At 72.2% G+C, this 18,866-nt stretch carries 19 protein-coding genes; 7 read left to right on the top strand and 12 right to left on the bottom strand.

The window, feature by feature from the left end:
- Positions 1-416 precede the first annotated feature (416 nt).
- Together AB0J55_RS23680 and AB0J55_RS23685 are read left to right on the top strand one after the other, a co-directional pair.
- Entirely contained in the window at positions 417-854 is a 438-nt protein-coding gene (locus tag AB0J55_RS23680) for a DUF485 domain-containing protein (protein ID WP_364252201.1), read from the top strand.
- A complete protein-coding gene (locus AB0J55_RS23685; protein ID WP_364252203.1) occupies positions 851-2,440 on the top strand; it encodes a cation acetate symporter in 1,590 nt (529 codons plus the stop codon). Before AB0J55_RS23680 ends, AB0J55_RS23685 begins: the two co-directional genes overlap by 4 nt.
- A 19-nt stretch (positions 2,441-2,459) precedes the next feature.
- Here AB0J55_RS23685 and AB0J55_RS23690 read toward each other — a convergent pair whose 3' ends face one another.
- Positions 2,460-3,014 (bottom strand): TetR/AcrR family transcriptional regulator, encoded by a 555-nt coding sequence (locus AB0J55_RS23690; RefSeq protein WP_364252206.1) that lies wholly within the window; start codon positions 3,012-3,014, stop codon positions 2,460-2,462.
- A 136-nt stretch (positions 3,015-3,150) separates the two neighbouring features.
- Here AB0J55_RS23690 and AB0J55_RS23695 point away from each other — a divergent pair, with 136 nt between their 5' ends.
- The gene (locus AB0J55_RS23695; protein WP_364252209.1) at positions 3,151-4,581 is read left to right on the top strand and encodes an MFS transporter; all 1,431 of its coding nucleotides are present in this window, start codon (positions 3,151-3,153) and stop codon (positions 4,579-4,581) included.
- Here the strand turns inward: AB0J55_RS23695 and AB0J55_RS23700 are convergent.
- The 5 genes from AB0J55_RS23700 to AB0J55_RS23720 all read right to left on the bottom strand — a co-directional run bounded on the left by AB0J55_RS23700 (position 4,559) and on the right by AB0J55_RS23720 (position 7,434).
- The gene (locus AB0J55_RS23700) at positions 4,559-4,900 is read right to left on the bottom strand and encodes a DUF3817 domain-containing protein (RefSeq protein WP_086857625.1); all 342 of its coding nucleotides are present in this window, start codon (positions 4,898-4,900) and stop codon (positions 4,559-4,561) included. The genes AB0J55_RS23695 and AB0J55_RS23700 overlap by 23 nt on opposite strands.
- Before the next feature lie 13 nt (positions 4,901-4,913).
- Complete coding sequence (locus AB0J55_RS23705) at positions 4,914-5,267, bottom strand: hypothetical protein (protein WP_364253066.1); 354 nt, start codon at positions 5,265-5,267, stop codon at positions 4,914-4,916.
- Between the two features lie 109 nt (positions 5,268-5,376).
- Entirely contained in the window at positions 5,377-6,297 is a 921-nt protein-coding gene (locus tag AB0J55_RS23710) for a lytic murein transglycosylase (RefSeq protein ID WP_364252212.1), read from the bottom strand.
- Positions 6,298-6,422: 125 nt separating this feature from the next.
- Positions 6,423-6,905 carry a hypothetical protein gene (locus AB0J55_RS23715; RefSeq protein ID WP_033261923.1) on the bottom strand — a complete coding sequence of 161 codons (483 nt, stop codon included), beginning with the start codon at positions 6,903-6,905 and terminating at the stop codon, positions 6,423-6,425.
- 361 nt (positions 6,906-7,266) lie between these two features.
- Positions 7,267-7,434: a hypothetical protein gene (locus AB0J55_RS23720; RefSeq protein ID WP_004558947.1), complete on the bottom strand. Its 168-nt coding sequence runs from the start codon at positions 7,432-7,434 to the stop codon at positions 7,267-7,269.
- A 210-nt stretch (positions 7,435-7,644) separates the two neighbouring features.
- On the opposite strand from AB0J55_RS23720, the gene AB0J55_RS23725 reads away from it, so the two are divergent.
- Positions 7,645-8,175, top strand: a complete 531-nt coding sequence (locus AB0J55_RS23725) for a GNAT family protein (protein ID WP_364252215.1) — start codon at positions 7,645-7,647, stop codon at positions 8,173-8,175.
- Here AB0J55_RS23725 and AB0J55_RS23730 read toward each other — a convergent pair.
- Together AB0J55_RS23730 and AB0J55_RS23735 are read right to left on the bottom strand one after the other, a co-directional pair.
- Positions 8,172-9,308 carry a CaiB/BaiF CoA-transferase family protein gene (locus tag AB0J55_RS23730; RefSeq protein WP_364252217.1) on the bottom strand — a complete coding sequence of 379 codons (1,137 nt, stop codon included), beginning with the start codon at positions 9,306-9,308 and terminating at the stop codon, positions 8,172-8,174. The genes AB0J55_RS23725 and AB0J55_RS23730 overlap by 4 nt on opposite strands.
- Positions 9,309-9,319: 11 nt before the next feature.
- A complete protein-coding gene (locus AB0J55_RS23735) occupies positions 9,320-10,471 on the bottom strand; it encodes an acyl-CoA dehydrogenase family protein (RefSeq protein ID WP_364252219.1) in 1,152 nt (383 codons plus the stop codon).
- Between the two features lie 94 nt (positions 10,472-10,565).
- Here AB0J55_RS23735 and AB0J55_RS23740 point away from each other — a divergent pair, with 94 nt between their 5' ends.
- The 3 genes from AB0J55_RS23740 to AB0J55_RS23750 all read left to right on the top strand — a co-directional run bounded on the left by AB0J55_RS23740 (position 10,566) and on the right by AB0J55_RS23750 (position 14,014).
- The gene (locus tag AB0J55_RS23740) at positions 10,566-11,183 is read left to right on the top strand and encodes a TetR/AcrR family transcriptional regulator (protein ID WP_364252222.1); all 618 of its coding nucleotides are present in this window, start codon (positions 10,566-10,568) and stop codon (positions 11,181-11,183) included.
- Between the two features lie 73 nt (positions 11,184-11,256).
- Positions 11,257-12,315, top strand: coding sequence for a hypothetical protein (locus AB0J55_RS23745; RefSeq protein WP_364252225.1), 1,059 nt, complete (start codon positions 11,257-11,259; stop codon positions 12,313-12,315).
- An 88-nt stretch (positions 12,316-12,403) separates the two neighbouring features.
- Positions 12,404-14,014: a succinic semialdehyde dehydrogenase gene (locus tag AB0J55_RS23750; RefSeq protein WP_364252228.1), complete on the top strand. Its 1,611-nt coding sequence runs from the start codon at positions 12,404-12,406 to the stop codon at positions 14,012-14,014.
- 141 nt (positions 14,015-14,155) lie between these two features.
- Here AB0J55_RS23750 and AB0J55_RS23755 read toward each other — a convergent pair whose 3' ends face one another.
- The 4 genes from AB0J55_RS23755 to AB0J55_RS23770 all read right to left on the bottom strand — a co-directional run bounded on the left by AB0J55_RS23755 (position 14,156) and on the right by AB0J55_RS23770 (position 18,782).
- On the bottom strand, positions 14,156-17,179 hold the full coding sequence (locus AB0J55_RS23755) for an AAA family ATPase (RefSeq protein ID WP_364252231.1): 3,024 nt from the start codon (positions 17,177-17,179) through the stop codon (positions 14,156-14,158).
- 123 nt (positions 17,180-17,302) lie between these two features.
- On the bottom strand, positions 17,303-17,512 hold the full coding sequence (locus tag AB0J55_RS23760; RefSeq protein WP_364252234.1) for a hypothetical protein: 210 nt from the start codon (positions 17,510-17,512) through the stop codon (positions 17,303-17,305).
- A gap of 151 nt (positions 17,513-17,663) precedes the next feature.
- The gene (locus AB0J55_RS23765) at positions 17,664-17,867 is read right to left on the bottom strand and encodes a DUF397 domain-containing protein (protein ID WP_364252237.1); all 204 of its coding nucleotides are present in this window, start codon (positions 17,865-17,867) and stop codon (positions 17,664-17,666) included.
- A gap of 12 nt (positions 17,868-17,879) precedes the next feature.
- On the bottom strand, positions 17,880-18,782 hold the full coding sequence (locus AB0J55_RS23770; protein WP_364252240.1) for a helix-turn-helix transcriptional regulator: 903 nt from the start codon (positions 18,780-18,782) through the stop codon (positions 17,880-17,882).
- Positions 18,783-18,866 lie beyond the last annotated feature (84 nt).

Raw genomic sequence — 18,866 nt, forward strand, 5'->3', positions numbered from 1 at the left:
GATTTCTGACGGAACACCACGCTGACCAGTGGATCTTCGGCGCTCACCCGCCCGTCCGGGATCACCGACGGGTTCACCTCGCCCCGCTTTCGGCTACATTGTGTAATCACCTTACCGAGGGCTTGCCCTTCGTTAACCCGTTCGTCGTAGCGAATAGTGCCGCCAACAACTTGGCGTCACAATTCTTTTCGCCATTGCGGACACGCTCCCTTCGCCCTTGCCGCCGCTCGCGCATTCGACGGGTTCGACAGGAAAACGAATACCCTCCCGCACCGACCGACCGGCCGGTCCGGCCACCTTCGGCCTCGGCCGGACGGCGTAGTTACGATGTGCCCTCGCAGTCCGCAAGGGCGGTCCGGTGCCGCACACACACAGCGCCCGGCTCCCGCCGCCACGGAGGCCCTGCCGGAGGCACCATGTACGACGTAGCACGGCCCTCGCCGGGCAACGCCCTCGAGGAGACCGGCGTGCTGCCGGTCCTGTTCACCGGCGACGGGCCGGCCGGCGCCCCGCCCCACCGGGCCACCGCCCGCACCGGCCCCGACTACCCCGCGATCCAGGCCAGCCCCGAGTTCGTCTCGCTGCGCCGCCGGTTCCGCGGCTTCGTCTTCCCGATGAGCTTCGCCTTCTTCGCCTGGTACATGACGTACGTGCTGCTGGCCGCCTACGCGCACGACTTCATGAGCCGCAAGGTGGTCGGCCAGGTCAACGTCGGCATCGTGCTGGGCATCGGCCAGTTCGCCAGCACCGCGCTGGTCACCTGGCTCTACCTGCGCTACGCGCGCCGCCGGCTCGACCCGCGCGTCGCCGAGCTGCGCGCCCGCGCGGGCCTGCCGGACGGACCACGCCGGTGACCGCCCTCGCCGCGGGCGTACCCGCCAGCGACCCGATCGTGAACACGGCCGTGTTCGCCCTGTTCGTCGCGATCACGCTGTACGTCGTCTACCGGGCCGGCGCCCGGAACTCGTCGACGGCGGACTACTACGCCGCGGGCAGCGCGTTCACCGGCCGCCAGAACGGCATCGCCCTCTCCGGTGACTTCCTGTCGGCCGCGTCCTTCCTCGGCATCGCCGGCGCCATCGCGATCCACGGGTACGACGGGTTCCTCTATTCGATCGGCTTCCTCGTCGCCTGGCTGGTCGACCTGCTGCTGATCGCCGAGCTGCTGCGCAACACCGGCCGGTTCACGATGGGCGACGTGCTGAGCTTCCGGATGAAGCAGCGCCCGGTCCGCGCGGCCGCGGCGACGTCGACGCTGGTCGTCTCCTTCTTCTACATGCTGGCGCAGATGGCGGGCGCCGGCGGCCTGGTCGCGCTGCTGCTGAACGTCCACTCGAAGCTCGGCCAGGCGCTGGTGATCGGGGTCGTCGGGCTGGTCATGGTGCTGTACGTGCTGGTCGGCGGGATGAAGGGCACCACGTGGGTGCAGATCATCAAGGCGACCATCCTGCTGCTGTGCGGCGCGCTGCTGACGGTGTTCCTGTTCGGCAAGTTCGGGTTCTCCTTCTCGAACCTGCTCTCCTCCGCGGCGCAGAACAGCCCGCTCGGCGACAAGTTGCTCGAACCGGGCGGCTCCTACGGCAAGAACGACACGACCAAGCTCGACTTCGTGTCGCTGTCACTGGCGCTGGTGCTCGGCGCGGCGGCGCTGCCGCACGTGCTGATGCGCTTCTACACCGTGCCCAACTCCCGCGAGGCGCGGCGAAGCGTCGTCTGGGCGACGGCGTGCATGTTCGTGTTCTACCTGTGCACGCTGGTGATCGGCTTCGGCGCGGCCGCGCTGGTCGGCGCGGACGAGATCAAGAGCGCGCCGGGCGGCGAGAACTCCGCGGCGCCGCTGCTGGCCCTGCACGTGGGCGGGACGCTGCTGCTGGGCGTCATCGCCGCGGTGGCGTTCGCGACCATCCTCGCGGTGGTGGCCGGGCTGACGATCACCGCGTCGGCCTCGTTCGCCCACGACGTCTACGCCAACATCTTCAAGCAGGGCAAGGCCGAACCGGCGGACGAGGTCCGGGTGGCCCGGCTGACCGCGATCGCGGTCGGGGTGCTGGCCATCGCGGGCGGCGTGCTCGCGAACGGGCAGAACATCGCGTTCCTGGTGGCTCTGGCGTTCGCGGTGGCGGCGTCGGCGAACCTGTCGACGCTGCTGTATTCGTTGTTCTGGAAGCGGTTCAACACCACCGGCACGCTCTGGGGCATCTACGGCGGCCTGATCGCGTGCCTGCTGCTCGTGCTGTTCTCGCCGGTCGTCTCGGGCGCCCCGGACGCGATCTTCAAGGGCGTCGACTTCGCCTGGTTCCCGCTGAAGAACCCGGGCCTGGTCTCGATCCCGTTCTCGTTCCTGTGCGGCTTCGCCGGCACGCTGGTGGGCCGGCCGAAGGCGGACCCGGAGAAGCAGGCCGAGATGGAGGTCCGGTCGATGACCGGCATCGGGAGCTGAGCCGCGCCGGCGGCCTGCGTCACGCGCGCAGGCCGTCCAGGATCACGTCCAGCACCCGCTTTCCCTCCTCGGGGGTGCAGTTGCGCACCGCCATCCCCGCCCCGTGCCCGAGCCGGAGCACGTCGGGCCCCGAGACGTCCGGCCGGATCAGCCCCGCGGCTCCCTCGACGAGCACCCCGACCGCCTCGCGCAGCCGCTTCTGGCAGTACTGGAAGGTCTCCGAGCCGGCGTCGATCGACTCCTTGAGCAGCATCGCCAGCTTGTACCGCTCCACGACCCAGGTGACCTGCTCCCCCAGCCAGGTTTCCAGGGCCTCCCACGGCGGCAGCTCGTCGTGCAGGACGAACGCGCGATCGGCCAGCACCGTGATCTCTTCGCGGTAGACCGCTTCGAACAGCTTCTCCCGCGTCGGGAAGTGCCGGTAGAGCGTGCCGGCTCCCACCCCCGCCTTCTTGGCGATGTCGTCGAGCGGCACGTCGGCGCCCCCCGTGGTGAAGAGCTCCCTCGCCGTCGCGACGATGCGCTCGTAGTTCCGCCGCGCGTCCGCCCGCATCGGACGCTCCCCATCCGGCATCCCGGCCTCCTCACCCACATAACCGGAGAGATTCTCCGAATTCCCTTGCGCATCCGGAGACGCTCTCCATATTATCGCCTCCGTACCAAGTGGAGAAACTCTCCGCTTCTCTTCGTGCTCCTTGGGGGAGTATCCCTTGTCCCAGCAAACGCTCGATCCCGCGCCCGTCGCCGCCCCGCGGCGCGGCGGGCTGGTCCTCGCGATCATCCTCACCTGCCAGCTCATGCTCGTCCTCGACGCGACGGTGATGAACGTCGCGCTCCCGCGCATCCAGGCCGACCTGGGGTTCTCCGCCACCGGCCTGTCGTGGGTGATGACGGCCTACAGCCTGGTCTTCGGCGGCCTGCTGCTGCTCGGCGGCCGGGCCGGCGACCTGTTCGGCCGGCGGCGGATGTTCGTCGCGGGCATCGTCGTGTTCACCCTCGCCTCGCTGGCCGGCGGCCTGGCCGGCTCCGCCGCGCTGCTCATCGCCGCCCGCGCCCTGCAGGGGGTCGGCGCCGCCATGGCGGGCCCGAGCACCCTGGCGCTGATCACGACGACGTTCACCGAGCCGCAAGCACGCGTCCGGGCGCTGGCGCTGTTCTCGGCGATGTCCAGCGGCGGCTTCGCGATCGGCCTGATCGTCGGCGGCCTGCTCACCGAGTGGTTCTCGTGGCGCGCCGCGCTGTTCATCAACGTCCCGTTCGGGCTGGCGATCGCCGTGCTCGCCCCGCGGTTCGTGGCCGAGCCCGAACGCCGCCGGGCGCACCTGGACCTGCCCGGCGCGGTCACCGGCACCCTCGGCGTCGGCGCGCTCGTGTTCGCTTTCACCCACGCGGCGTCCGACGGCTGGGGCAACCCGGTGACGCTCGGCTCGCTGGCGGCCGGCGTGGCGCTGCTCGCCGCGTTCGTGATCCTCGAAGCCCGCACCGCGCTGCCGCTGGTCCCGCTGCGGCTGTTCGCCGAACGCAACCGCAGCGCGGCCTACGTCAACTTCTTCCTCGCGCCGATGGCGATGATGTCGATGTTCTTCTTCCTGACCCAGTTCATGCAGGACATCCGGCACTTCGCCGCACTGGCCACCGGCTTCGCGTTCCTGCCCATGGCTGCGCTGATCTTCACGATGAGCCGGCTGGTGCCGCGGCTGCTCCCCCGCTACGGCCCGAAGCCGCTGGCCCTGATCGGCTCCCTGCTGATGGTGGCCGGCGTCGGCTGGCTCGCGCTGCTCACCACCGACAGCACGTACTTCCCGGCCCTGCTCGGGCCGCTGCTGCTGATGGGCCTGGGCGGCGGGCTGGCGTTCGCGCCGCTGAACGTGATCATCATGGCCACCGTGCCGGCCGCGGACGCGGGTGCCGCGGGCGGCGTGCTGCAGACGATGCAGCAGGTGGGCAGCACGCTCGGGCTGGCCGTCCTGGTGACGGTGTTCGGCTCGGCGACCCGCTCGGCGGCCGCGGCGGGCACCACCGGGCCGCAGCTGGTGGTCGACGGCATGACGTCGGCGTTCGCGACGGCCGCGGTGATCGCGGCCGGCACGGTCCTGGTGGCGCTGACGTTCCGCCGGACTACAGCTTCTGCCCGGCCTTGACCTTGTGCGTCACCCGGCGCTCGACGAGGAACGAGACGAACGGGACGCACCCGGCGAGCAGGACGAGGACGGTGCCCTTGATCGACCAGCGGGCCTTGATCGCCAGGTCGATGGTCAGCACCAGGTAGATCATGTAGAGGACGCCGTGGATCGGCGAGTAGACGGCCGACGGCGTCGGGTTGTCGAAGCCGTACCGCAGCACCATCACGAAGCAGAGGCCGAGCAGGCCGACGCCGGTGACGTAGGCGGCGGTGCGGAACCGGACCAGGGGGCCGGCGAGCGGCACCGCGGTCCGGGCGCCTTCGGTGCTGGTGGTCATCGGATCGTCGTCCTCACTCTGCGGCCTGCTGGTCGCGGGCGTTGAGCTCGCGCAGGTAACGGTTGTACGCGGCCAGCTCTTCGTCCTCGTCCGTGACCTTCGTGTCCGGGCGGGGACGCGGAGCGGGCACCTCGGCGGCGGGGGCCGGCTTCGGCGTCTCGTCCGCGGTGCCGTCGGCTTCGGCCTTCAGGCGGAGTTTGCGGATCCGCCAGAACATGAAGGCCGGGAAGAGCCCGAACAGCGGCCACTGCAGGACGTAGCCGAGGTTCTGGAAGGTGCCGTTCGCGGAGGTGAAGCGGTCCCACTGCCACCAGGCGAGCCCGCAGCAGACGAGCAGGCTCACCAGGCAGGTCGCGACGATCGCGATCCGCCGTCCCCAAGGGGATGTGGCCGGTGACGGGGAGGCTGGCACGCTCCGACGCTAGCACTGGGCACCTGAGAGGTGACGGCCGACCGCGGGCGAGGTGGCCCGGCTCTCAGCCCTGCTTGCGCGCCGCCTGCGCCGCCTTCGCGTACCCGTCGGCCAAGCCGAACACCTTCTGCGCGTACTCCGTCGAGTTGTTGTACGACAGGATCCCCGCCCACCATCCGCCCGGGCTGGCCATGTCGCGCCCGCCCGCGCACAGGTACCGGGCCGCCGCCAGTGCCGCGTCGTCGATCTGCTGCGGGTCGCCGAGGCCGTCGCCGTTGCCGTCGGAAGCCCACTTGCGCCAGGTGCCCGGGATGAACTGCATCGGGCCCACCGCGCGGTCGACCCCCGCGTCGCCGTCGTAGCGGCCGCCGTCGGTGTCGCCGATCGCCTGGACGCCCGCCGAGCCGTCGAGCGGGACGCCGATGATCGGCTTGGACGGGCGGCCGTCCGCGCCGAGGACCGCGCCCGCGTACTGGCCGTGGTTGGACTCGATGCGGCCGATGCCCGCCAGCGTCGCCCACGAGATCTTGCAGGACGGCTGGTCCGCGCGCATCGCCAGCTCGGCGTTGCCGTACGCCTGCAGCGCCCGCGCCGGGACGCCGGTGGCCGCGGCGACCTGGCTCGCCCACTGCGTCAGCGTCGCCGGGCCCGTGCTGCTCGGGCGAACCTGCTGCGGCGAGGTCTGCTGCTCGGCCCCGCCCGCCACCGCGCCACCGGCCGGGACGACCGAGCCCGGGCGGACGTCGGCCGCCTTGACCTGCAGGGCGGGGATTTCGGTGGTCGTCGGGCTCGCTTCCGGCGTCGCGGCGCGGGTGACGAGCCAGATCCCGCCGCCGGCCACGGCCAGCACGGCGAGCACCACGATCAGCCGGGTGAGCACGGCCACGCCCCCGGAGCGCGGCGCCGGTGCCGGTGCGGCGGGGGCGGCTTCCTCGGCGTCGGCGCCGATCGGGTCGTCCTCGGTCTTTCCGGTCCTGGTGCGCACGAAACTCCGGTCCTCCAGCGTGGTGTCGACGAAGTGTCAACGAGCCCGCGCAGGTTAGCGTTACGCGGGCCGTCCCGATCGTCTCACCTCACCGGGTCACCCGGCCGAGTGGAAAACCGTCTCGTTCAGGCGGATTTCTGCTGCCGCGCGAGCCGCGCGACGCACCAGGCCGGGGCGCTGCCGCGGCGGAGGTGCTGCAGAACGGTCATCGGCCCGAGCCGGCGGCTCAGGTCCGAGGGCGCCAGCCCGGCCGCCCGGTAGTCGAGGGCCCGCTGGTCGAGCGGGCTGATGCCGGCGTCCCACCACTCCTCGGCCTCGGCGACGCCGCCGACCATCTGCCACCAGCCCGCGGCGGCGGTGAGGAGTTCTTCGGGCACCTCCGGCAGCCGGCGGCGCATGGCCTCGAGGTAGCCGGGGTCGGCCGACTCGACGGGGACGAACCGGGACTGCCCGGTCCGGGCGCGCTGGCCGGGAATGCCCGGGGCCTGCGCGGGTGCGTCGGCCAGCCACGCGGACGCGATCCGGTCGACCTCCTGCTCCTCCGGGGTCTGCTCGCGCTCGGCGGCCCACTGCCGGATCAACGCGTCCACTCCGGGATCTCCGGTCATCCCTGCCTCCTTGGTAGGTCCCCGACGGACAGGTCCTGACGCCTGTCCCACGCGGTGGTGCCGCACGCACCAACCTGCACCTTGCTGAGTGGAAACTGCCTGCGTACCGGGGTTCTCCGAGGGGGTGGCGAACCACCCGATCACGCAATGTGAGCACCGTAGGGCCGGGGTGGTCCCCTTCGCCAGACCCCGGATGCCACGAATTCGACGACCTGCGCGTTTTCGACCGCAATCCACCCGGATGGTCGAGTGCCGGAGTCCGAAATCCGAGATTGGTGACGCTCGGTGATTTACCGTCCGCTAACACGCACGGTAGCCACCGGCACCCCCCGTGGCGGTACCGGTACGCAGAAGCACGAGGTCAGGAGAACAGCGTCCGGAAGAAGGTGACGATCGCTTCGGCGCCGTCCTTGAGCCAGCCGAGCACCCGGTGCACGAAGTCGGCGGACTGGGTGGGCTGGGTGATCAGGAAGAAGAGGACGAGCGCCACCACGCCCACGATGAGGATCTTCTTCACGCCGCCCGACATGCGCTTCCTCCCCGGCTCGCCGTCCCCGTCCTGGGAGTGGCCACACCGACACTCTAGGGAAGGCGGCCCCGGAAGACACCTCATCGGCGCCCGGAGGGTGGCTGCCCCCGATCGCGGGGGTGTACCCGCTCGGTGACCGGGCATGCCTCGAGCGAGCGATCCGCCGCGGCACCGGGCCGGTTCCGGTCAAGCGGCCGATAAGGTTCCCGGATGGACGACGAAGCTTCCGGAGTGGAGCTGCGGCCGGTGGCCGAGGCCGACCTCGAGCTCCTCGAACGGCTGACCAACGATCCCGTCGCCACCGGCGAGCACCAGTGGTTCGGCTGGCACGACCCCGGTTACCTGCGCCGCCGGTGGCACGAGACCGGGATGCTGACCGCCGAGACCGGCATGCTCGTGCCGACGCTCGGCGGCCGCGTGCTCGGCCTCGTCTCCTGGCACCGGACCCGCACCGGGCCGGCGTCCTACTGCTGGAACATGGGCCTGGTGCTGGCCCCGGAAGCCCGCGGCCACGGCTACGGCACCGAGGCCCAGCGCCTGCTCGTCGGCTACCTGTTCGCGCACACGCAGCTGAACCGCGTCGAAGCGACGACCGAGATCGGCAACCGCGCCGAACAACGCTCGCTCGAGAAGGCCGGCTTCACCCGCGAAGGCGTCCTCCGCGGCTACGACTTCCGGGACGGCGAGTGGCGTGACCACGTCCTCTACTCGGTCGTGCGCTCCGACCTCGCGAAGAACTAGGCGATCACCCCGGCTTCGCGCAGCGCCGCGAGGTCCGTGACGCCCAGTTCGGCGAGCACGGCTTCGGTGTCGGATCCCTTGGCCCGCGGGGCTTCCGGCGTCGCGGGCGGCGTCCGGTCGAACCGTGGCGCCGGGGCCGGCTGCACCATCCCGCCGATCTCGACGAACGTGCCGCGCGCCGCGTTGTGCGGGTGGGAGGCGGCTTCGGTGGGCGAGAGCACCGGCGTCAGGCACGCGTCGGTGCCCTCCGCGCGGGCCACGAGCTCGTCGCGGGTGTGCTTGGCGATCGCCCCCGCCACGATCTCGCGCAGCTTCGGCCACTGCGTCTTGTCGATGTGCAGCGGCAGCTCCGCCGGATCCAGCTCCAGGACCTTGACCAGGTCGCCCCAGAACCGCATCTCGATCGCGCCGACGGCGACGTACTTGCCGTCCGCCGTTTCGTAGGTGTCGTAGAACGGGGCGCCGCCGTCGAGCATGTTCTCGCCGCGTTCCTCCGACCAGAGACCGGCCGCCTTGATGCCGTGCAGGCTCGTGGTCAGCAGGGCGGCGCCGTCGACCATCGAGGCGTCGACGACCTGGCCGCGGCCCGAAGTGTTCCGTTCGTACAGCGCGGCCAGGACGCCCATGGCCAGCAGGAGCCCGCCGCCGCCGAAGTCGCCGACGAGGTTGAGCGGCGGCACCGGCCGCTCGCCCGCGCGGCCGATCGGTTCGAGGGCACCGGCGAGGCCGATGTAGTTGATGTCGTGCCCGGCCGCCGTGGCCAGCGGGCCGTCCTGGCCCCAGCCGGTCATCCGGCCGTAGACCAGCCGCGGGTTGCGGGCGTGCACGACGTCGGGGCCGAGGCCGATCCGCTCGGCGACCCCGGGCCGGAATCCCTCGATGAGGACGTCGGCCGTGTCGCAGAGCTTCAGCACCAGTTCGACGCCTTCGGGCGTCTTGGTGTTGATGCCGACCGAGCGGCGGCCGCGGGCGAGCGGGTCGGTCCCGATGCCGAGCACGTCCTCCCCCGGCTGCGCGCGGTCGACGCGGACGACGTCGGCACCGAGGTCGGCGAGGATCATCGTGGCGAACGGCCCGGGGGCGAGACCCGCGAGCTCCACCACCTTCAGGCCGCTGAGCGGACCTGCCTTCATAGTCGGGCCTTTCAGAGCGAGCGGGAGATGATTTCCTTCATGATTTCGCTGGTGCCGCCGAAGATCCGGGAGATGCGGACGTCGGCCCAGGCGCGCGCGATGGGGTACTCGGTCATGTAGCCGTAGCCGCCGAAGAGCTGCACGCAGTCGTCGATGACCTTGTTGACGCGCTCGGTGGTCCACAGCTTCGCCATCGCCGCGCCCTGGACGTCGAGCTCGCCCTTGAGGTGGCGTTCGATGCACTGGTCGAGGAACGCCCGCGCCACCGCGGCCTCGGTCGCCGCCTCCGCGAGCTTGAACTTGGTGTTCTGGAAGGAGAAGATCGGCCGTCCGAACGCCGTGCGCTCCTTGGTGTACTCCAGCGTGAGGTCGACCGCCGCCTCCAGCCCGGCCACCGCGGTGACGGCGATGATCAGCCGTTCCTGCGGCAGCTGCAGCATGAGCTGGATGAAGCCCTGGCCTTCGGCGTCGCCCAGCAGGTTGGCGGCCGGCACGCGGACGTCGTCGAAGAACAGCTCGGCGGTGTCCTGGCCCTTGAGCCCGACCTTGTCGAGCACGCGGCCGCGGCGGAAGCCCGGCGTGTCCGTCTCGACCACGATCAGCGAGACACCCTGCGCGCCCGCGTCCGGGTCGGTCTTCACCGCGACGACGACCAGGCCGGCGTGCAGGCCGTTGGTGATGAAGGTCTTGGCGCCGTTGATCACGTAGTGGTCGCCGTCGCGGACCGCGCGCGTCTTGATGCCCTGCAGGTCGGAGCCGGTGCCGGGCTCGGTCATCGCGATCGCGCCGACCAGCTCGCCGCTGGCCAGCTTCGGCAGCCACTCGCGCTTCTTCTCTTCGGAGGCGTAGGCGAGCAGGTAGTGCGCGACGATTCCATTGTGGACGGTGACACCCCAGGCACCGTCCCCGGCCCGCGACTGCTCTTCGTAGAGCACGGCTTCGTGGGCGAAGGTGCCGCCGCCCCCGCCGTACTCCTCGGGGATGGACAGGCAGAGCAGGCCGACGTCGCCCGCCTTGTTCCACAGCTCGCGGTCGACCTTCTTCTGTGCCGCCCAGCGCTCCTGGTGCGGGACGGCTTCCTTCTGCAGGAACGACCGCGCGAGCTCACGGAGGTCATCGAGCTCGGTCGTGCTCCACGAGCTCTTCGGCAGTTGCAGTGGCACGGGACCCTCCTGCTGGAAAACATGACGATCAGCATGTAAGTTCTGGTCGGAATGTACATCCATTCCGTCCGGTAGGTAAAGCAGGGAGGCCGCGGTGACCGAGACGGCGCACCGGACCCAGGCCCAGCGGCGCGAGCAGACCCGCACGGCGCTGCTGGACGCCACCATCGACTGCCTGGTCGAGGTCGGGTACGCCCGCACGTCGGTGCAGGAGATCTGTGCCCGCGCGGGCGTGTCGAAGGGTGCGGTGCAGCACCACTTCACCGCGAAGGCCGAGCTGATGGCGGCCGCGGTCGAGCACCTGACGACGAAGCTGCGCCGCCAGCTCGCGGCCTCGCTCGACGACCTGCCCGGCGGCGGAACCGGTGTCGCCGCGGCGATCGACCTGCTGTGGGCCGGCTACTCAGGCACCCTTTCGACCGCCGTCACCGAGCTGTGGGTCGCCGCCCGCACCGACCCCGAGCTGCGCGCCGCCATCCGCCCGGTCGACCGCGCGCTCGGCCGGGCCACCCTGGAACACGTCACCCAGGTCGCCGGCGAACTCCCGCCCGAACGCGCGGAGATGCTGTTCTGGCTCACCGTCAACCTCACCCGCGGGCTCGCGCTGGACGCCGAACTCGGCGGCGACCCGGCCCGGCGCCGCCAGCTGCTGGAGGAGTGGAAGCGCATCGCGGTCCTGCTCTACCAGGACGCCACCACTGCGCCGAGCTGACCACAACGCTGCTTTGCCCCTTATCCCGCAGGCGGATTTCGTGGTCCAATCCTGGCGAACGAGGGGAGTTCCGATGACCGCCGCCCCGTACCCGTACTCCTACGGCCCGCCGCCCGCCCAGGCTCCCGCGCCGCCGGCCGACCCCGGGGCCTTCTTCCGGCTGCTCGCCGGGATCCTCGGCGTCCTCGCCGCACTGCTGGTGATCGCCGGGTCGTTCCTGCCGCAGACGTCGTTCGAGCAGGTCGTGGACGGCAAGACCGAAAGCGACCAGACGGTCAGCGCCTGGTCGCGCTCGTTCGCCGTCGAGCCCACCGGCGAGGCCAAGAAGTTCTACGACCAGACCCACGTGGCGCGGTACGGCATCCCGCTCACCGCCGGCGCGGTGGTGCTGCTGGCCGGCGCCGGGCTGGCGTTCGCCGGCGCACGCCGCTCGGCGGGCCCCGGGCTGCGCTCGGGCGCGCGGACGGCCCTGGTGGCGGGCGCCGCCGGGGTGGCCGCGGCGGTGTGGATGCTCGGCATGGACGTCTCGGCGACGCTGACCTACGAGACCGAGGAAGGGACGATCAAGTCGCACTACGCGACCGGGACGGGCTTCTGGATACTGCTCGGCGGCGGGGTCGTCGCGCTGGTCACGCTGGTGTTCGCGGTGCTGGCCGGGCGCCGGGCGCCCGCCGCCGTCCCGGGCGGGCCGCCGCCGGGGCCGTACCAGCAGCAGGCGCGGCCGTACCCGCAGCAGCAAGGGCCGTACCCGCAGCAACCGGGACCCGGCGGGTACTCGCCGGCCGGGTACGGCGGGGCGCAGCCGTTCGGGGCGCAGCCGCCGGGCGGGCCCGCATCGCAGCCGTACCCGGCGCAGGGGGCCGGCGGGCCGTCGTCTCAGCCGTTCCCGGCGCAACCGCCGGGCGGCCCCACGTCCCAGCCGTTCCCCGCGCAGCCGCAGGCCGGGGCCGCCCCGGGCCACCCCTTCCCCGCGCAGTCCGGTGACGTCCCGGCGCCCGGCGGGGTGGCATCGCGGCTCGACGACCCCTACGGCGGCGTGACGCAGGCCCAGCCGCACCCGTCGCACCAGGAACCCGCGTCGCCGACCGAGCCGAACTACCAGCTGCCGCCGCTCAACCCGCCCAATACGTGAAACATATTCACATCAGACTGGACATCTGACGTACCGACGGTATGGTGTACTCGTCGGTAACCTCCGGACGCCGTGGAACGGAGACGTCATGACCAGCACGACCCCCGCGAAGGCCGTCGAAGACACCCCGCTGCCGCCGACCGTCGGCGGCGTCGCCGGGGCGCCCGGCTCGGCACGGGCGGCCCAGCTCGTCGCCCGCGTAGCCGGGGGCGCGGACTCGGCGCCGATCCGGATGACCGCGCCCTTCACCGGGCAGCCGATCGCGACCCTGCCGCAGGCCACCGACGCCGACGTCCGCGCGGTGTTCGGCAGCGCGCGGACGGCGCAGCGGGCGTGGGCGGACCGCTCCCCCGCCGACCGCGCCCGCGTCCTCACCCGGCTGCACGACCTCGTGCTCGCGAAGCAGGACGAGGTCCTCGACCTGGTCCAGGTCGAGGCGGGCAAGGCCCGGCTCGACGCGTTCGACGAGGTCAGCGCGACCGCGCTGGTGGCGGCCTACTACGGCAAGCACGCCCCGAAGCTCCTCGCGCCCCGCCGCGTCGCCGGGGTCATCCCCGGCCTGACCCGCGCGGGCGAGATCCGGCACCCCAAGGGTGTCGTCGGGATCATCTCGCCGTGGAACTACCCCCTCGCGCTGACCGCGATGGACGTCCTGCCGGCACTGGCCGCGGGGAACGCCGTGGTGCAGAAGCCGGACAACCAGACGGCGCTTTCGGCGCTGTGGCTGCACGAGCTCGCCGAGGAGGCCGGGCTGCCCGCCGGGACGTGGCAGATCGTGCTCGGCCGCGGGTCGAAGATCGGCACCGCGTTGGTCGAGGAGTCGGACTACCTGTGCTTCACCGGTTCCACGCCGACCGGCAAGGAGCTGGCCGGCCAGGTGGCGAAGCGGCTGACGTCGTACTCGCTGGAGCTCGGCGGCAAGAACCCGATGGTGGTGCTGCCCGACGCCGATGTCGCCAAGGCCGCGACGGGCGCGGTGACGGCGTGCTTCTCCTCGGCCGGGCAGCTGTGCGTTTCGGTCGAGCGGATCTACGTCCACGAGGACATCCGCGACGAGTTCACCCGCGCGTTCGTGGCCCGGACGGCGGCGTTGCGGCTGGGCGGTGCGCTGGACTACCAGGCCCAGATGGGCTCCCTGACGTCGGAAGAGCAGCTCGCGGCGGTGTCGGCGCACGTCGAGGACGCCCGCGCGAAGGGCGCGTCGGTGCTCACCGGCGGCCGCGCGCGGCCCGACCTCGGCCCGCTGTTCTACGAGCCGACGGTGCTTTCGGGGGTCACGCCGGACATGCTGCCGTTCGCGGAGGAGACGTTCGGGCCGGTGGTGTCGATCTACGGCTACACCGACGTCACCGACGCGATCGAGCGGGCCAACGACACGCCGTTCGGCCTCAACGCGAGTGTTTGGTCCCGCAACGGGCGCGCGGCCTGGGAGGTCGCGGCGCGGCTGAAGGCCGGGACGGTCAACGTCAACGAGGGCTACGCGGCGACGTTCGGCAGCGTCGGCGTCCCGATGGGCGGCATGAAGGACTCGGGCGTCGGCCGCCGCAACGGCGCCGAGGGCCTCCTGAAGTACACGGAGTCCCAGTCGATCGCCCTCCAGCGCGGCCTGGCCCTCCGCCCACCCCGCGCAGTCCCGGGTTCCCTCTGGTCCCGCGGCATGACATTCGGCCTCAAAGCCCTCCGCCGCCTCCCCCGCTGACGTGATTGAAGGGTCATCACGCGTGATTGGAAGGTCATCACTCGTGATTGCAGGGTCGACACGGCGAAACCGGCGGGCCCGGCCGTGTCGACCCTGCAATCACGCGTGTCGACCCTTCAATCACGTGAGTTGACACTCTGATCACGCGTGTTCGGCGGTGGGGGCCGTCAGGAGGCCGCGGTCGTAGGCGATCGCGACTGCTTCGGCGCGGCGGCTGGCGCCGAGTTTGGCCATCACGCGGGAGAGGTGGACGCTCACTGTTTTTTCGCTGATGTACAGCTCTTCGCCGACCTGGCGGTTCGTGCGGCCCAGGGCGACGCGCTCCAGGACGTCGCGTTCGCGGTCGGTCAGGGGGTCGGTGACGTCGCGGGCCGGGGCCACCGGTTCCGCGCCCGCCAGGTCGACGCGGGCGCGGTGCGCCAGGTCGCGGACCGCGTCGCGCAGCGGGATCGCGCCGAGGCGGACCGCCACCGCGTGCGCCGCCTCCAAGGCGGGGCGGGCGTCGGCGTCCGCGGCCAGCAACGCCTCGGCCTCGTGCCAGCGGCAGACCGCCTGCTCGTACACCGCGCCGTAGCCGAACGCCTCCGCCGTGGCCGCCCACTTCGCCGCGTCGCCGCGGCCGGACAGGCACGACGCCGCCGCCTCGAGCCGGGCCAGCCACGCCCGGCCTTCCGGGCCGAGCGTCCCCGAACGCGGCTGGCCGACGACCGCGCACATCCGGCCGTGGGTCAGCATCCGCTCGCCGGCCGCGATCGCCGCGTCGGCCGCGGCCCGGTCGCCGTGGGCCCGGGCGCCGGCGGCCAGCGCGGCCGCGGCCGTCACGCCCAGCGTGGCCACCCGGATGCCGGCCAGCAGACCCGATTCGATGCGTTCCAGCCAGCCGATGAGGTCTTCGGCCCGGCGGACCGCCTCGCCGTGGTCGCCGCGCCAGTACGCCAGCTCGATCCCGGCGGCTCCGGCCGACAGTGGGATCTGCATGTCCGCCGTCCAGTGCTGCCGCAGCCCGCCGAGCAGCTTCGCGCCCTCGTCGAACCGGCCGCGGGCGACGACGAACAGCGACCAGATGGCCTGGATCCGCGCGGCGACCGCGCTGGACACCCCGCGCCCGGCCCGGCCGGCGCTCTCGTCCGGCCAGTCACCCGTCAGGTAGCGCAGCATCAGGTGCCGCGCCCGCAGTTCGAGCCCGAACGAGCTCCAGCTCAGCCCGGATTCTTCGGCACGGGCGACGCCGCGCGCGGCGTGCTCCAGCGCTTCGGTGAACGCCGCTTCGTCGTCGTAGCTGAGCGCGAGGAAGTAGATGGCCCGGATCTCCGTGTTCAGCGCTCCGGCGTCGCGCGCCTTGCGCTCGGCCTTGCGCAACCACTCGCGCGCCTCGGCCGGCTCGCCCCGCGAGTCGGCCAGCGTGCCCAGGGTGACCAGCGCCGACGCCTCCGCTCCCGCCGCGCCGACGGCCTGCGCGTCGGCGACCGCCATCTGCGCGCTGTCCAGGGCCGCCCCGGGCTCTTCGAGGATCCGCAGGAACCCGGCCCGGCTGGCCAGCACCCAGGCCCGCGCCGAGCTGGGCTCGGTGTCCTTGACCAGGTCCCAGGCCCGGTCGATGGCCGCGACGGCCTCCTCGAGGGTGCCCTCCAGGGCGAGCAGCGCGTCCGCCAGCCGCCGCCACACCTTGGCGGCGCGGTCGATCGGGATCTCCGGGGTCAGCGCCTGGGACGCCGAGCGGGCGAAGGCGACGGCCCGCTCGGGCTCGCCCGACGTGCCCGCGAAGTAGGACGCCTCGTACAGCAGCCGCAGCTCGTCGAAGTCGGCGGGCCGGTCCGCCGGGGCGACGGCGTCCCAGATGGACAGCGCCTGCTCGACGTGCTGCAGCGCCGACCCGGGCGCGCCGAGCTTCTCGGCCTCGTCCATCGCGCGCAGCAACGCCGGCAGCGCCGTGACCAGGTCGCTGCTCTGCATCGAGTGGTAGGCGAGCTTCGCGTCGTGGCCGCGCCCCTGGGGCCGCGCCTTGATCCGCGCCGCGTACGCCGCGTGCGTGCGCGACCGCTCCCCGGGCAGCAGGTCGCCGTACACCGCTTCCTGCAGCAACGCGTGCCGGAACGTGTAGGAGCCGTCGGACAGCACCACCAGCACGTGGTGCTGGACGGCTTCGCGCAACGCGTCGTCGAGCTCGAGCTCCCCCAGCCCGGAGACCTCGGCGAGGGCGGCGTGCATGACGGGTTCGTTGGCCACCGAGATCACCCGCGCGACCCGGCGGGCGTCCGGGGAGAGCCGCTCGAGCCGGGACAGCAGCACCTCGGCCAGCCCGGCGGGCAGGTCGTTGCACTCGGTCTTGGTGGCGAGCAGCTCCTCGGCGAAGAACGGGTTGCCTTCCGAACGGCTGACGATGTCGGCCACGACGTCCGACGGCAGCGGCTCGTCGGCCAGCGCCTCGACGAACCGGCGGGCGTCGGCCGCGCCGAAGGGATGCAGGTCGACGCGCTCGACCGTGGCCAGCCGGACCAGCTCCGAGAGCACGCCGCGCAGCGGGTGACGGCGGTGCACGTCCTCCTCGCGGTAGCTGCCCACGACCAGCAGCCGCTGCGCCCGCAGCCGGCTGAGCAGGAACGACAGCAGGTTGCGGGTCGACGCGTCGGCCCAGTGGAGGTCCTCCAGCAGGACCACCACCGGGCGCGACTCGGCGATCTCGGTCAGCACCCCCAGTACCGCGTCGAACAACTGCAGCTGACCGAGGTCCTGCTCCGGCCGGGGACGCACCATGGTTTCCCGGTCGTTGGAGGTCATCGGCGGGTGTTCGGCCGTCCGGGGCTCCTCGAAGCCGGGGCCCTGCGGCAGCAGCCGCCCGAGCGCCGGCCGGGCCCGCACCGCGGCGGCGACCGCCGGGTCCGTCGCGCTGCCCAGCGGGGCCAGCGCCTCGGCGAACGGAAGATAAGGAAGACCACCCTCGCGGACGTCGATGCAGCGGCCGGTGAGCACGAGCCCACTGCAGCCGGCGACGTGCTCGCCGAGCGCGGTCAGCAGCCGGGTCTTGCCGACCCCGGCGTCCCCCGAGAGCAGCACCGCGCCGGCTTCGCCCCGTTCGGCCCGGGCGAAGGCGGCGCGGAGCCGCCGCATCTCGTGGGTACGGGCGACGAGCGGGATTCCGGAGCCGAGTCGGGGCACGAGGAGCATTGTTGCTCACCCCACCGACATTTTTTCAGGGGTTCGGGTGGCGAAGCCCCCGACCTGGGGCGAAGCCCCAGATGTCCCTGCCGGTTTCCGACCGCTTATCGCCTTTGACACCTTCACCGCCGCTTACCGGGCGGTCTCGCCGACGCCCGCGGTCTCCCGCGTGGCCTCGCGGCGCTCCTGCTTCGGTACGTCGACGTCGCTGTGCGCGGCCCGCAGGTGGCGGACGGCGCGGCGGGCGCGGGCGGCCCAGGCGCTGCGCCCGGCCTTCCGCAGTTCCTCGGCCCGGTAGGCCGCTTCGGCCCGGACTGCGTCGAGCATCAGATCGCTGTGCATCGTGTTCCCCTGTCTCCGTCGTTGGTGACACTCAGGTTCGTCCTGAGGGAGCACCCCGGGCATCGGGTGATCACGTATGCCTGGGCACGAAAAGACCCCTTACTCCCGGCCAAGCCCAGCTCGGCGGGGGTAAGGGGTCTTCCCGAGCGCCTCAGTCGAGCGCCGGGCCGCCGGTCCGCACCGCGGCCAGCAGCCCCTGCCAACCCGACGCGGGCAGGCGGAACGCACCCCCTTCGGGGTCCTTCGAGTCGCGCACCGCGGCGCCGCCGCCGACGAACGCGACCTCGACGCAGTCGTTGCCGCCACCGCTGTGGCTGCTCTTGCGCCACCGCGCCGCGGAGAGTTCTGCTTCCATGGTCCCCACTCCTTACTGTGTCCTCGGTTCCAGTTGGTGCACCGGAGCCGGTACGGCCGCCTGTTCGGCGAACCGTCCGGCCGCCTCGGCGATCAGCTCCACCGAGTCGTCCGGCTTCAGTGCGGCCGCGCGCAGATGGTCGAACATCAGCCCGTAGCGCCGGACGTCTGAGGGTTCCTCCAGGTAGAGGCCGCTGGACGTGCTGTCGTCGACGTAGACGACGTCCGGGTCGGCCTGCTCGGGGAAGCCCATGATCAGGAAGGGGCCCTCCATGCCCGGGTGCGCGCCGGCGCCGAACGGCACGACCTGGATGGTCACGTTCGGTTTCTCGGCGACGGCGACCATGCGGTAGAGCTGCTCGGCCATCACCTCGGGTCCGTCGACCACGCGGCGCAGCACGGCCTCGTCCATCACCGCCCAGTACTCCGGCGGCGGGGTCTCGGACAGCAGTTCCTGGCGCGCCATCCGGGCGGCGACGCGCCGGCGGATCTCGGCTTCCTCGGCGTCCGGCCGCAGCGCGCGGATCACCGCGCGGGCGTACCGCTCGGTCTGCAGCAGCCCCGGCACCAGCAGCGCCTGGAACGCCCGCAGTGAGCTGGCGTCGGCTTCGAGCCCGACGAAGGTGCCGGTGAAGACCTCGTTGTAGGCGTGCCACCAGCCGCGCTTGCGGGCCTCCCTGGCCAGCTGGACGAGCGCCTCCTGCTCGTCGCCGGTGATCCCGTAGAGGGCCAGCATGTCCCGGGCGTCACGCGGGGTGACCCCGACGTGGCCGGTTTCGATGCGGCTGATCTTCGAGGCGGAGCACTCGAGCTTCTCCCCCACCTCGTCGATGGTGAGGTCCGCGGCCTCGCGGAGCCGGCGCAGCTCCCCCGCGAGCCTCCGGCGGCGAACCGTGGGGCTCTGTCCCCTTGCCATCGCGGCACCTCCGGATCTCGACGTTCCTGTATCTAACCAGCCGGTCGCAGACTCGGTGGAGCATTAACACGAGGCGATTGCCGG

The organism is Amycolatopsis sp. NPDC049688 (assembly GCF_040674975.1).
In the GTDB taxonomy this organism is placed as follows: Bacteria; Actinomycetota; Actinomycetes; order Mycobacteriales; family Pseudonocardiaceae; genus Amycolatopsis.